Genomic DNA, 14,457 nt, shown 5'->3' on the forward strand with positions numbered 1-14,457 from the left:
GTGAACCAGCGATTGCTGGGGGGAGGGGTGGCGGCGAATTCAACTCCTTTAGCTTCCAGTAGTTTGGGGAGTTCTAGGTCGAAGATAGGCGTGGTTTCTTGCACCTGGCCGGGTTGACCATCTGCATTCTTAATTTGATAGCGAATGACATCCTGCCCAACAGAGACCCGCGCTACCTGCTCATCCTGGACTTGCTCAAGAAAGAAGCTATAGGGCACTTTGGAAACCCGTTGTCCACTACCGAAGGTAAAGACTAAATTTAGAACGATGAGTCCTAATGGGAGTAACAACAAAGCAGTACTGAGAAAACTTGGACGTGGGCGTCGAGGTTTATCGTTTATAGGCATGGGAAAGATCCTAAGTTGCGAAGATGAATGAAGAGTGCAATCCAGAGAGAGGCGTTTAGTACTAAAGCAGAAATCTGGGAGGAGCGGTGGCGCAATCAAGATGGAGCGCTAATCTCTTGGTTTACACCAGCTTGTATTAGAAATGATGCGAAAAATTTGTCTACGCGAGGGCATCGCTTGCTATCCAGCTGAACCCGCGTTAGCTCCCTATCAGTTAGGCAAGCAAGCCCAGACGTTTGCCATTATCGCGTGCTAGTCGAATCCAACCCTGACGGCGATTACGGTCAATACCAACTTGATGACAAAAATGGGTAATGGCTTTTGAATGCAGAGCAATCGCTTTCCCTCTGAGTTTAATAAATTTGGGTTGACCAACAATAGTACGGACTAGCACAACGAGGGGGGCAAACATAATGATTCCTTTGTGTAACGTTATGTTAAACATGTTAACTATTTTGTAACATAATGTCAACATTGATTGCGTATATCAATAAATAGTGATATACATCAACGGAACTCTAGAAAACTCTATTTCAAGCCAAATTAGGCAAAAAAACCAATTAAACAAGATAAGAATCAAATAATTCATCAAATAGATCCTTTTACAGCTATAAAAGCCGCTAATATGCGTTTATTTACAGCAAGCAAGAGATCTAAAAATGCGAAGGAAAAACGCAGACAAACCGAATAGCTATGTCTTATCCAGATTCAATGAAGCATTTCGTTACAAAAGGCCACTTACCCCCCTAATATAGGAAGGCAATTCACACAGGATAATTAGTTCTGAGAGCCTATATTTCTAGATCTCGGGCCCGAATGCACAACGGTATCGAAGACAACCCGTTTACAAATGGGAACTCAGGGTATCAACCAGCACCTAAATGGTCCCGTGGCGATGGAGCTATATCCAGGTCGCTTCTAGCAATGGTGAATAATTGCGATCGAGGAATTTCTCTACCTCGCTGGCCTCAACAGGTCTAGAGAATAAATATCCCTGAGCATATTCACAGCCTAAGGTCTTGAGATGATAGGCCTGTTCGACGGTCTCTACCCCTTCTGCAACCACATCAATCTGTAAACTATGAGCGAGTTGAATCACAGCTTGGATAATTTCTGATTCAGCGCCTGAAGTATTAATCGTCTCCACAAATGACCGATCAATTTTGAGATTATCGATGGGTAATTGATGGAGATAGCTGAGGGACGCATACCCCGTCCCAAAATCATCCATACTCAGTTGTATGCCCAAGCTCTTGATTTGGCGGAGAACAGCCGCAGCATACTCAAGATTGTTAAACACCATACTCTCAGTAATTTCTAGCTTTAACCCCGCTGGCTCAAGATGGGTTTCCGCCAAAATAGCTTGAATTGATTTGAATAGGTCTAATTGATCGAGCTGCTTGGCGGAGAGATTGACATGCATCGTTAGTGGCACATTAACTCGCTCTCGCCAAGACTGGATCTGTCTACAGGCCTCTCGCAATATCCAAGCACCAATGGGAATAATTAAACCGCTATCTTCTGCGATCGCAATAAATTGATCAGGAGAGAGCAATCCTAAGGTTGGGTGTTGCCAACGCACCAGCGCTTCAAAGGCTTGCAGAGACCCATCCGCTAAAGAAATAATCGGCTGATAACAAACCCGCAACTCATCCTGCCAAATCGCCCGCGACAGATCATGCTCCAACTGCATCCGAGTCAGAGACTGTAGATGCATCGTTTGATGAAAAATAGCATAGTCCCCAGCACCCGCTCCCTTCGCGTATTCCAAGGCCGTACAGGCATCTCGAATCACATCCTCAGGTTGTTGGTACAATGCGGTACCCATCGCAATTCCCATATCCAGCTGAATGCGAATCTCTTGAGAGTGAATCAAATAAGGGGCTAGGAGTTGACGCCGAATGCGATCGGTCACTTGTCGCGTTTCTTGCTCCCCATCGATGGGTTTGAGCAAAACAACAAAATCATCCCCTCCAAACCGAGCAGCAATATCCTCTGATCGGATCTGATCAGATAGGCGTTGAGCCACCTGCATCAGGAGTTGATCGCCTGCCCACAAGCCCAATCGAGTATTAATTGCTTTGAAATGCTTAATGTCAATATAGAGCAGAGCAAAGGAATACGTTGAATCCTCTTGAACCTGGGCTAGAGCATCGACGAGTCGCAACCGAATAAAGGACTGATTCGGTAATTCTGTGAGCCAATCATAGAAAATGCTGTGACGAAGCTGTTCAGCAGCTCGCTTACGTTCAGCGCTTTGGGCCAGAGCATTCTCTCGACCTTGTTGAATCAGAACAGACTTTTCCGTATAAGTGGTCTGAGACAAAGAAATTAATAAGATCTTGCGATCAACAATGTTAATGGCCAAGGCCTCTAGCGGGATTTCCGTTCCAGACTCATCCACCTCAATCCACAAACCAGACTTAATGAGACTTGACTGTCTCACCTGCCAAAATTGCAACGCATCCTCAAGAAAATAAGTGAGAAAAGGAAAGGTATTTGTTATCTGGATCGTCGCAGGGTCAAAGGGCTCTGACCTGACTAAAGATTGATACCAGGAAGGAATCTGGCCAATGACCTTAAAGGATTGCTTAGTCTGATGTTCTAAGACTAAGATCTCTAGAGCCGATAAGACGCTTGCTAAAACAGCCTGTGTCATCGTCTAGGCGCTGACTGTTTAACGCCATTATTGCGGTGGCAAGCATCCCAAACCTCCGCCATAACCTGAACCGCAACTTCGATCGGTAACCTGGCTAACGTATCACTATGATGGAATTTGAGGCTGATTGCCAGCTGTTTACGCAAGATTGATACTTCATCAGGACTACCAGATTGGAAATCAGACTGGAAAACGGTTTCATTTTCCATGTTTTTCAAGATACCTTTTCTCAGCTCCCCTCTATTATTCCCCAGTTATCCCTTGATTCTTTCGTCCATAAGCAAATATAGGTTTTGGGCCTTGATCCAGTTCGAGAGAAATGAACGATTGCCAGTCTTCCATCAGTTTCATTGAACTCGATTAAACGGTTGAGATTACATTGCAAAACCCTACAATTTGTCTCCTAGTGAGGGTGCAGCACTCAACAGAGTCCTATAATAAACGGCGGTCAATCTGCCGCAGTCTGGCATACTCCCCCCACTTTATAAAGAGGTCTATGAATGTTGAAAGCTGTCGTAAAGCTCTTCGCGCTTGTTGTTGTGATATGGTTCTGCGTGCTCCCTCCAGATATTGCACAAGCTCAAATGAGAATGGGGCCTCTGTCTAAAGAAGCCATTAAGAATGTTCCAGCACTACGCACAACCAAAACCTGTGAAGGGTGTGATTTAGCAGGTGCAACGCTCCGTAGTTTTGAATTACAAGGAGCAAACCTAAAAAATGCTGACTTAACCAATTCCACCATCAAGTTCACGGATCTAACCAATGCCGATTTAGAGGGGGCGATTCTCGAAAGTGCTCGCATTGAAGACACCATTGTCACAGGGGCTAACTTTTCTAAAGCTGATTTATCCGTATCCAACTTAAACGGCTGTGACTTTAGCGGGGTAAATTTGCAAGGAGCGATTCTGAGAGCCGCAACGCTCAATAAAACTAATTTCGCCAATGCCGACCTGCGAGGTGCAATGCTCCGGGCAGCCAATTTCAGTGGAGCCAATCTCAACGGCGCTAATTTAGATGGTGCTAACCTCTGTAATACCGTCATGCCAGATGGAAAACTGAGTTTTCGAGATTGCCGACAGGAACCATAAGGCACAGGGTTCCGCCTAGATTCTCCAGGTCATGCCATACCACAACAACCTGTACGCCCAACGCAACAAAGCCCACGCCTCCTCTATCGGTGTTTGAGACCGTAACGGTTTGAGTGGCCCCCAGCAGCAAAATGCTGGGGGCTTATGATTGTGAGATAAAGTAAATTACAGGACAAGATTCCAAAAACCTCTCAATCATGTTGGAATGAAATAGCTTTTATCGATAGTATTTTCTTGGGGAGAAGTTAAATAGATCACCACCTTGATCAACGACTTCAACCTCATTTTGATTAAGATGATGACGATTTAATCCGGCAGTTCTTGTTATAGGAACTCAGCCAGCCATCATATACCGCCCTCTGCATAAACCAAACTTCAACAATGATCCGCATCCTCCTAGTTGATGATCAAAAAGTGATCCGTCAGGGTCTCAAAGCTTTATTAGAAGCAGAATCTGACTTTCAAATCGTGGGCTTGGCCGAAAATGGAAAAATCGGTATTGAAATCGCAGAACAGCTCCAACCGGACGTCGTTCTGGTCGATATGTATATGCCTATTGTGGACGGTGCAGCTGCTACAAAAATTATTTGTCAGCGCTGTCCAAATACAAAGGTATTGCTCCTAAGTAGTGCCGATGATGACCAATGTATCGCTGATGCCTTAAGTGCAGGGGCAATGGGGTATCTTCTCAAAAACGCATCGTCAGAGGAAGTGGCAGATGCCATTCGTTCTGTTCATAAGGGGTATACCCAGCTTAGCCCTGGCCTCTTGAAAAAAGTAATGAATCGCAATCCCTCCCCTACAGGTGCAGCCCCAACCACTGCAAACCTCACATCTATTGAGAACCAATTACTCGAACTTTTGCAAGCGCCTCAGTCACTCGATATTTCAACCGTTAACGCCCTGAAAGCAATTGCCTCAACTCCCGCAGAGGCCAAAAAATTACTGCCACATCTCAAGCAAAAACTGCAACAGCAGCCCGATCATGTTCTGGCCTACTATATTTTGGGAACCTTATTATACGAGCATCAACATCAGGATAAAGTGGCTCAAAGCTGTTGGCGGAAAGGATTTAAACAAGCTCTGGCACAGAAGCTATCCTTGGAAGGGCTGTTATTGTTTTGTCGATCGATGTATTTAGTCAACACTGACGAAGCCTATACAGGCATCAAACAAGTGATCGAAATGCAAGGAGAACAGATTTCCTCCACCCTTCTCGGACAAACTGCGGAACGAGTGTTTGGCTCATCACCCGAATGTCTTCAATTTCTAACCATCACCTGGCAAATCAAGAAGCTACAGGCTTTACTTGATGAACGTTACCCCTTAAAGTCAAAGCTTGATGAGTTAAAGGTTGGGTTTGCGACTCTCGGCAGTCAGAAAAAAGTTTATAGCCTTTGAGGAGAAGGGTTTTGAAGGCAATCGATCAAATTGAGAAAGAACTAGAAGACTTAAGAGGCCGATTCAGTCAGGCTTTTCAGGTGTTGGATGACTTCTCTCAACTCCAAACCCATTTTGAGCAACTCACTCAAGCTCAACAAGAATTAGAGCAATCTCTCAGTCAGGCTAAAGATCGCTTACAAACCTCTTCAGCCCCTGGACAACTACACGAACAATACACCCAGCTAGAAGAACAGTTTGAGACTAAATATGCCCAACTGCATTCAGAGCTGCTGGACTTGAGACATAGCTTTGAAGCAACTACTTATGATTTGCAAGATCAACTGCATCAAGACCGAGGCCAATTAAAGCAGCTAGAACAGACTTCGGGTATAGCCCCTGGCGGAGATAATAACAAGATAGAGTGGCTAGAAAATTCCATGCAAGATTTGAGCAATTTAATTTATGCCGATCGCTCAGCCTTGCAACATTTAGATCGACGCCTCAACCATGTCAAACGAGTCACCGACATTATGACCATTGTTGGAGCAAGCTGCTTTTTTATCATTACCGTCATTTTGTTTGTGACCCGCTCATAATGCCTTATGGATGGGTTAGCAAGAGCCTAATGCTTCAACTGGTGCGTTTTTAATTGCAAAGATTTTAGCCACTACATCAGATACGACTCTGTCCGGGGTAGAGGCACCCGATGTAATCCCCACCACAAGAGGGCCAGCCGGAAGCCAATCTTCCGTAATTGTCAGATCACAATTGAGGGGCTTGTGCTCAACCTGATTGCCAGGACCGATGCGGGCGGCGCTATCGATGTGATAGGAGGGAATTTGCCTCTCAATGGAAATTTCCTGTAGATGCGTCGTGTTCGATGAATTAAATCCACCAATCACGACCATTAAGTCTAGGGGTTCATCCACCAGCTGGAACATAGCATCCTGGCGCTCTTGCGTGGCGTCACAAATGGTGTTGAAGCTGAGAAAATGCTGGTTTACGCTCGCCGGACCATATTTACGCATCATGGTCCGTTCAAAGAGTTTACCGATTTGCTCAGTTTCTCCCTTGAGCATTGTGGTTTGATTAGCGATGCCAATACGCACTAAATCCGTCTCTGGGTCAAACCCAGGAGAGTAAGCATTTGCAAACTGAGTCATAAACTCTGTACGGCGACTTTCTCGTTCTTGAGGCGTATCACCTGGATTCAGAATATAGTCCGCCACATATTCGGCTTCTTCCAGGTTTAGAACCACTAAATAAGTCCCTGCAAAGGAGCTAGTCGCAATTGTTTCTTCGTGTTTGTATTTACCGTGAATAATTGAAGTATATGCCCCTTTCTTATGTTTTTCGACTGAGTTCCAAACTTTAGACACCCAAGGGCAGGTAGTGTCCATAATCGTGCAGCCCTTATCATTAAGCAACTGCATCTCCTGGACGCTAGCCCCGAAGGCCGGCAAAATCACTACATCATTCTGCGCAACCACGGAAAAGTCCTTCTGTCCACTCGACTGAACGGGAATAAATTCAACGGCCATATCCCGTAAATTTTGATTCACAGAAGGGTTATGAATAATTTCGTTGGTGATCCAAATGCGCTCTTGTGGAAATTGGCGACGGGTTTCGTAGGCCAATGCAATCGCTCGCTCAACACCCCAACAGAATCCAAAGGCCTCCGCTAAACGAATCGTGACCTCTCCTTGTTGCAGACGGTAACCATTGTCTCGAATTTGTTGGATGAGGTGGCTATTATATTCAGATTGAAGCAGGCTGGTTACGGCTTGATCATGACCAAATCCGGTTCGGTGGTACTGCTCAGACTTATGCAGTGATCGCTTAAAGGCTTTTGTATCCATGAATATATTCCTGCATCTACGGGAATTAAAGACCGACAGACTCATCCCCAAAAGGACGATAAGACGCTAAGTGAGGCTAGCAGATAGCCACTGCGACGATATCAATTCTTACATCATACTGGGATGGGCACAGATTAGAAGAGAAGTTTGGGTCTCAAACTGCCCTCACCGTCCATGCTACAAATGGAAAAGTAGACGTTCTCATCTACTTTTCCATCGAAAACACCCTCAGGTCCTTTCGGAAACTGATGTTTTGAAAATTTTTAGGATATTTCAGCCCTTGAACCTGACCAAGGAATTATTTTAAGCTTTGAAGAGATGATATTTGCTAGGGAACCCTCAACGTTTTTTGCTCATCTTCAAAAGCTAGATGCTCTTCTCCGCAGGCATAAATCATGAGCCCATCTCTACCGACAATGATGCTGCTCCCGCTGGGTACCCTGCTTCGAAACGGTCATTATCGATTGGAGAAGTTACTGGCGCATCATGGCTGGGAATTGACCTATGAAGGGACTCATCTACCTAGCCAGAAAACTGTCATCCTTAAAACGCTCAATCCCTCTCGGCAGAAACCGAGTGCCATTGCACGTCAACGTCAGGCTTTTCTTCACAAAGCCCAGGCACAACGATCCCTTCAACACCCTCATCTTGAGACCATCCAAGATGTTTTTGTCGAGTCGGTTCTACCTTTTCTAGTGAAAGAGAAGATATCAGGGCAGACTTGGGCCACGCTAGTCCGTAATCAACCGTTATCAGAAGCAGAGGCGATTGCCCAGATCATCCAAATTGGCAATGGCTTGGCTGTCCTCCATCAGCATCATCTCCTACATGGCAATATTCACCCTGAGAATGTGGTCGTGCATCCTCAGACTCACCACCCCATATTGGTGAATATGCGTTGGGACTTCAGTCCCCCTGGGGGTACACCTAAGGGTACAGCCGATGCCAACCCTCACGCCTATGCTGCCCCTGAGAAACCTCAAGGCCAACCTACAACGGATATTTATGGATTAGCAGCCACGTTCTATACGCTGGCAACGGGTCAGGTACCGATTGCGGCTAGCCAGCGACAGCATATTCGCTTAGACCCTCAGCATCCGAGTTTAAGTCAGGCTACGGCAATGGCGATTCTTCGCGGCATGGCGATGCAGCCCCATCACCGCCCCTCATCGGTGGCTGAGTGGATCAACCTGCTGCCTAAAGCTCACGTAGACGCTGCACGTTTTTCAGCCGAATCGGGTAACATAGGCCCAGCTTCCCCTACTTCCCCCGCACGATCCGAGGGTCCTCCTTCGCCATCACCAGCCTCAGAGGCTTCTCCCGACCAGGCACCCTCCACCGCTAATACTGAAGAGATCGTGACTACACCCTCTTCAGAAGAAATGACTGTCCTTCTTCAGGAGCAAGCCCAGACGGTGTCTTCTACTCGCCTTCAGTCTTATCCAGTCCCCCCTCGCTTCCCGTTCCGGGTTCTGATGATTTGTTCAATGGTCTCTGGTGTTGTCGGGATTGCCTTTGGGCTGTTGCTACGGTTCCATTACCAAAATCAGTTTACAAATCCGCAGGTCCCCGCGAAGAATCCTCCTATTCAGAAGGAACTGTTCTTGCCAAAGACACAACCCACGGATCCAGAGTTAGAGACGTTCCCTCCCCCTGCGGAGACACAAGTTGGATCCCCTGATTCTCCTACCCCAGAGGATCCTACCCTCAATCCTCGCTATGACCAGGGCGGTATCGAGTCCCCTCCTGACCTGCGCGAACCGGCCCCCCTTGCCCCTGATGCGATCGAGCCTGATCCGTTAGACACAGAGAGCCCTGCCGTGCCACCCCCGTTGGAGCCCTATCCTGAGATCTCCGATCCAAATCCTGAGACCTCCGAGACGAGTCCTTCCTCCTTTGATCCCTTTTCCACGCCTGATATCACGATTCCGCCACCAGCAGACCCACCCCCTGATTATTATCAATAATGTCCGGCTTATGAGTCTCATTAGGGCTACTCTGCTACTCTGAGGCAATGGTGAGATTATTCAACACCTGTAGCAAAGACGCAACCTCTGATAAGCCAGACGTCATGTTTGAGACGTTAGACGTCGCCTTGAGTGGGGCAGGGGTAGCACTCGTCAAAATGTTTAGATCGCTCCGTTGGTGGACCATCTGTTGCACCTCAGGACAAAGAATCACAAAGGGATAGCGGACCAAAGGTGAGTCAGGAGCGATGGCCAATAAGGGATCAGGATCATGGGCCGTATAGAGAATAATGTTGGGTTGCCAAATACTCGCCAACCACTCTGCTTCTTCCAAAGTAGTGGTGGATACGACTCGCCATTGATAATCGTAAAACACCGAGTTGATATCGATCGGCAAGGCGCTATCGGCTAGGTCTGGAGTGCCATCAAGATGAAGTGCGGTGAGCTTTTGCGGGGTAGATAAGGCAATGGGAGAAGAGGCTCCCTGACTCGGATCAATCGGCTTAGATTTGTCCGTATAAGAGGTGAGGGAGATATCCAGCCACTGATCTAACCATTGATCCAAGCCGGGAGTGAGAGCGTCTTGGTTTAAATAGCCATCAGCCTCTGTCTTTAGAGCTTGCAGATCATCGGCTTCGTTGCCCATTAACAAGATAGGGGGCGTGCGATCGCATTGCCTCAGCGTCGTCAATGTCTCGCCCGTCGTTAAGGTGGTTTGCAAGAGGATGGCTTGGGGGTTAAAGCGTGCAATTTTTTGGAGGGCATCCTGATCCAACCGAGCAATCACCGTCTGTAGGGATCGATGGGAAAGGTGCTGATGTAATTGGTCAATCAGGGCTGGCTCAGTGGCGATAATCAGGATCAATCCTCTCGTACAGGCTGTTGAGGTCTGGCGGGCAGCCTCGGTGGGCACATAGACCGAAAAGCGGTTGCCTCGCTCTGGACCCGACATAAAGGTAATATCACCGAATAGCTGCTCCGCAAATCGTTGAGCGAGAATCAAGCCAAGTCCTGTTTTGCCTAGCTGTTCATGATCAGGATGGGTCCAGGCTTGGGGAAGTTGGAAGATAAAGGGCTGTTGGGAAGCCGGTATACAGGCCCCCTGATCTTGAATCGTAAAGATCACCCAGCCTTGCCATTGCTTAATCCTCAATTGAACGGTGGATGCCCCCTGGGTAAGATTGAGGGCATTACAAAGCAGATGCACCAGAATTTGACGCAACTTGCGTTCATGGGTGGCCAGCAGGCCCGGTTGTTCCGGGAGAGTGTACTGAATCGAGAGAGTAGCGGGATCGGATATGCCTTGTGCTTGCAGGTAATGTCGTTTCGCTTGTGCGATCGCATCTGCACACAGCAGATCTAGGTTAACGGCAGAGTAGGATCCAGGCTGAGTTGGGGAGGGCAGCTGCGTTAAATCCAGTAAGGTATTGACGATACCCATCAGTTGCTGGCTTTTCTGATGAATTAACTGCACATATTGAAGTTGACGTTCCGATAAATTCTGAATCCCCTGATGACTGAGGACGTTGGATAAGCTCAGAACTGCCGTCAGTGGGGATTTGAGTTCATGACTAATTTCTGCCAACAGCTCAGCACTCAAGACGGGTGTCGTCGGTCGTGGTTCTGGCGGAGCAGAGGAATTGATTGAAGCGGAAGAGGAATCGGACAACGCCAAGGCTGGCGGCACTGAACTTTTTAAGTCAGAAGAAAACTTGATGGCAACGCTTAAGGGCGCATGATGGGCCAGGAACTGAACTAACTTAGGTGTATCTAATAAACCTAAATATTGGCCTGTGCCCGCTTCAACAATGGCCCAAGACAAGCTGAGATCTTGGGAAAACGTTTGCAAGTATTGCCAAAATTGCTTCAGCGAGTCCGTTGCGGCGACACATTGCAAGGGGTGATTATGCAAATCTTCCCATTCGGTAATGGGCTGCTGAGGAGACACGGCATGTGTGGCGGGTTGTTCTGCAAAAAATAGATGGATAAATTGCGACACAGGAATCAAGCTAATGGGCTGTTGCTGGGCATTAACCACCACTAATTGGGATAAATCCACCCCTCCCCCATCGCCCCCCCCATCATCCTGCGCAGAGGGCGATACAGCATCTTGGTGCTGTAGTAAATCTAGGATCTCCTGGATGGGAGTTTGGGCACCACAGACTAACGTCTGCTGCAAGAACTCACCAACCGTTGTTTGTTCAAATAACACAGGACTATTCTCGATTCATGATCGGATCGAAAGATCTGCCAATATCGGTCTTGATATAGAGATATAAAAGAAGATTTCAGGGCTAATATGCAGATATTGAAGCGACAAGGGAGGCTTAAAAACGTTTAATAGAGAAATTAAAAGGACATCCTGAATCACTCTGCCCCTATTATTTCACGGATTGCCCGAGTTCTTGGAAGATCATCGCGAGAGCACATGCGTGGACACTCGACAATCTCAGGTGAGAGAGTGCCCCAGATGTGGGATGGATTTAAGATGACTGTTGACCTAACAGTTTGGATCGGAGATGCTTGATGCGATCGCGATATTTCGCTGCCTCCTCAAACTCCAAATTTTTTGCCGCTTCTTTCATCTGGGCCTCTAACTGAGTAATTAACTCTGGCACGCTCTCCAACGGCAAATCATCGACCTGTTCGTAGGCATCTTCCAGTTCTTGAGTATTAAGACGGCGGGAGACTTCCAGAAAAGCCAAAATGGCATTGTCAGAGCCTTTTTTAACGGGTTGCGGCGTGATGCCATGCTTTTGATTGTAGGCCAGCTGAATCGTACGACGACGCTCTGTTTCGGAAATGGCCTTCTCCATACTGTCCGTCAAATTATCGGCATAGAGGATGGCTTGTCCCCGCACATGGCGAGCTGCCCGGCCAATGGTTTGAATCAGGGAACGCTCGGCTCTCAGGAACCCCTCCTTATCCGCATCCAAGATCGCCACCAGAGACACCTCAGGCAAATCCAAGCCCTCTCGCAATAGATTGACCCCAATCAATACATCAAATACGCCCTGGCGTAAATCTCGCAGAATTTCGATCCGCTGAATCGCATTAATCTCTGAATGCAGATAGCGCACCCGTACCCCTCGCTCCTCAAAGTATTCCGTCAGGTCCTCTGCCATCCGCTTGGTTAAAGTGGTAATCAAAGTTCGTTCTTGCCGCCCTACCCGCTCTTGAATTTCAGCCAATAAATCATCCACTTGGCCCGTGGTTGGCCGCACAAAGATCTCTGGATCAACCACTCCTGTCGGTCGAATCACCTGTTCAACCACTCGGTCTTCCGATAGTTCCAGTTCCCACAAACCCGGCGTTGCGGACACAAACACGCACTGACTTACTTTTTGCCAAAACTCATCTGACTTCAGGGGCCGATTATCCGCCGCACTGGGCAACCGAAACCCGTGATCAATCAGAACTTTCTTACGGGCCTGATCACCGTTATACATACCTCGGATTTGGGGCACCGTCACATGGGATTCATCGACAATTAACAGCCAGTCCTTGGGAAAATAATCCACCAGACATTCGGGTGGTTCACCTGCTTGCCGACCCGCTAAATGCCGCGAATAATTTTCTACGCCGTTGCAATAGCCCACTTCTCGCAACATTTCCAAGTCATAGCGAGTGCGCTGATTTAAGCGCTGAGCCTCCAAGAGTTTCCCCGTTTCTTCTAGGTGTTCAACTTGGGCTTTTCTCTCCGTATCAATCGCTTCAACGGCCAATTCCAATCGTTCCGTTGGGGTGACAAAGTGGCGAGCAGGATAAACATTCAGACCGTCCAAACTCTGTAAGGTGGCTCCTGTCACCGGATCAACATAGCGAATGGCATCAATCTCATCCCCAAAAAACTCCACGCGAATAATTCGGTCCTCGTAGGCAGGACCAATCTCCAACACATCCCCTTTAACTCGAAACCGCCCCCGTCCCAACTCCACATCATTGCGGGTATACTGCACGGCAGCCAAACTGCGCAGCAATTGGCGCTGATCCACTTCAGCCCCCACTTTCAGGGGAATCGAGGCCTTGAGATATTCAGAAGGAATCCCCAACCCGTAAATACAGCTAATCGAAGCCACCACGATCACATCGCGGCGCTCAAAGAGCGATCGCGTTGCTGAATGTCGCAACATATCAATTTCTTCATTGATGGAAGCCGTTTTTTCAATATAGGTATCCGTGACGGGAATATAGGCTTCTGGCTGGTAATAGTCGTAATAGCTAATGAAATACTCCACCGCATTATTGGGAAAGAAGGAGCGGATTTCATTGCAAAGCTGCGCCGCTAGGGTTTTGTTATGGGCCAGGATCAGCGTGGGTTTACCAATCTCTTCAATTACCTTGGCCATTGTGAAGGTTTTACCGGTCCCCGTCGCCCCTAATAGGGTTTGTCGCGGCTGATCGGATTGAAGCAATGCCGTTAATTTTTCAATGGCTTGTGGTTGATCGCCCGTAGGCACAAAGGGAGCATGGAGGTCAAAAGCGGTCATCAGGTCGAGGAGGTGGCTGCCTCTTTATAATGCCGAATTTTGTCAATGGACGGCAGCCGCATGACGGAGGACAACGACAACCCGTGACAGTTGTCACGTGCAAGTCAATCCGCGAAATCTAGATTAGATATATCAAAGGACTCAATTTAAAGCAGGCGAAAACAATAGAGGATTCATGCTTTCTGCCTGAGTCACAGAAAGGAGAAGTACATTATGTCTAAGTTCAATCAGATTTCTGCCAAAGCACTGGTGATGGCCACTGTCGCTGTGGGTGTTCAAGCCGTCAGCACCTTTGGTGCCTTTGCGGGTCCCGCCCTTTTTTACCGCTACAGCACAATCCGCTTAAATCAATGGGAATGTATGCGAAAAGCCGCTGTTTCCCTGCGACGAGAAGGGCTAAGCGTTCGTGAACCGGAAGTGCGCATCAACAATACCCCTTTTGTATTTGCCGACAGTGAGGATTACTCTGCCATCATCGATTGTTCTCAATTTGCCAAACGCTATCGGGCCAATAAGCGCGTCACTGTGATGGTCAGCGGTTATGGGAGAGGCGCGAATACCCTTTCCAGCTCATTAATCGACAACATGTATTAATTCGCTCAATTTTGTTTGGGAGCCTGAAGCCAGACCACTCTCAGTTAGTCCAGCTTCAGGCAAGTCGAGA

At 47.7% G+C, this 14,457-nt stretch carries 12 protein-coding genes; 5 read left to right on the top strand and 7 right to left on the bottom strand.

Translation table 11 applies throughout. The annotated features are described in order from the left end of the window. The 4 genes from Q0986_RS07755 to Q0986_RS07770 form a co-directional block, all read right to left on the bottom strand. A partial coding sequence (locus Q0986_RS07755; protein WP_299407392.1) for an ATP-dependent metallopeptidase FtsH/Yme1/Tma family protein occupies positions 1 to 347 on the bottom strand: 347 nt, incomplete at its 3' end. Between the two features lie 214 nt (positions 348 to 561). Beyond that, complete coding sequence (locus Q0986_RS07760; RefSeq protein WP_299407396.1) at positions 562 to 759, bottom strand: electron transporter; 198 nt, start codon at positions 757 to 759, stop codon at positions 562 to 564. 489 nt (positions 760 to 1,248) lie between these two features. Then, complete coding sequence (locus Q0986_RS07765; RefSeq protein WP_299407401.1) at positions 1,249 to 3,006, bottom strand: bifunctional diguanylate cyclase/phosphodiesterase; 1,758 nt, start codon at positions 3,004 to 3,006, stop codon at positions 1,249 to 1,251. Continuing rightward, positions 3,003 to 3,215, bottom strand: coding sequence for a hypothetical protein (locus Q0986_RS07770; RefSeq protein WP_299407406.1), 213 nt, complete (start codon positions 3,213 to 3,215; stop codon positions 3,003 to 3,005). The genes Q0986_RS07765 and Q0986_RS07770 overlap by 4 nt, the downstream gene beginning before the upstream one ends. 375 nt (positions 3,216 to 3,590) lie before the next feature. Between Q0986_RS07770 and Q0986_RS07775 the strand changes: the two genes are divergently transcribed. The 3 genes from Q0986_RS07775 (at position 3,591) to Q0986_RS07785 (ending at position 6,073) form a co-directional block, all read left to right on the top strand. Next, positions 3,591 to 4,094 (top strand): pentapeptide repeat-containing protein, encoded by a 504-nt coding sequence (locus tag Q0986_RS07775; protein ID WP_299407411.1) that lies wholly within the window; start codon positions 3,591 to 3,593, stop codon positions 4,092 to 4,094. 381 nt (positions 4,095 to 4,475) lie between these two features. Beyond that, entirely contained in the window at positions 4,476 to 5,495 is a 1,020-nt protein-coding gene (locus tag Q0986_RS07780; RefSeq protein WP_299407414.1) for a response regulator transcription factor, read from the top strand. A gap of 11 nt (positions 5,496 to 5,506) precedes the next feature. Further along, positions 5,507 to 6,073 carry a hypothetical protein gene (locus Q0986_RS07785; protein ID WP_299407417.1) on the top strand — a complete coding sequence of 189 codons (567 nt, stop codon included), beginning with the start codon at positions 5,507 to 5,509 and terminating at the stop codon, positions 6,071 to 6,073. A 15-nt stretch (positions 6,074 to 6,088) separates the two neighbouring features. Here Q0986_RS07785 and Q0986_RS07790 read toward each other — a convergent pair whose 3' ends face one another. Continuing rightward, positions 6,089 to 7,336, bottom strand: a complete 1,248-nt coding sequence (locus tag Q0986_RS07790; protein WP_299407422.1) for a 4-hydroxy-3-methylbut-2-enyl diphosphate reductase — start codon at positions 7,334 to 7,336, stop codon at positions 6,089 to 6,091. 395 nt (positions 7,337 to 7,731) lie between these two features. On the opposite strand from Q0986_RS07790, the gene Q0986_RS07795 reads away from it, so the two are divergent. Beyond that, on the top strand, positions 7,732 to 9,303 hold the full coding sequence (locus tag Q0986_RS07795) for a serine/threonine protein kinase (protein ID WP_299407427.1): 1,572 nt from the start codon (positions 7,732 to 7,734) through the stop codon (positions 9,301 to 9,303). Between the two features lie 34 nt (positions 9,304 to 9,337). Here Q0986_RS07795 and Q0986_RS07800 read toward each other — a convergent pair whose 3' ends face one another. Together Q0986_RS07800 and uvrB are read right to left on the bottom strand one after the other, a co-directional pair. Continuing rightward, positions 9,338 to 11,515, bottom strand: coding sequence for a HAMP domain-containing sensor histidine kinase (locus tag Q0986_RS07800; protein WP_299407432.1), 2,178 nt, complete (start codon positions 11,513 to 11,515; stop codon positions 9,338 to 9,340). A 271-nt stretch (positions 11,516 to 11,786) separates the two neighbouring features. Next, a complete protein-coding gene (uvrB, locus tag Q0986_RS07805; RefSeq protein WP_299407437.1) occupies positions 11,787 to 13,793 on the bottom strand; it encodes an excinuclease ABC subunit UvrB in 2,007 nt (668 codons plus the stop codon). Between the two features lie 213 nt (positions 13,794 to 14,006). Here uvrB and Q0986_RS07810 point away from each other — a divergent pair, with 213 nt between their 5' ends. Further along, positions 14,007 to 14,387: a hypothetical protein gene (locus tag Q0986_RS07810; protein ID WP_299407441.1), complete on the top strand. Its 381-nt coding sequence runs from the start codon at positions 14,007 to 14,009 to the stop codon at positions 14,385 to 14,387. The last annotated feature ends 70 nt before the right edge of the window (positions 14,388 to 14,457 follow it).

Source organism: Acaryochloris sp. IP29b_bin.148 (assembly GCF_028285565.1).
GTDB lineage: Bacteria > Cyanobacteriota > Cyanobacteriia > Thermosynechococcales > Thermosynechococcaceae > Acaryochloris.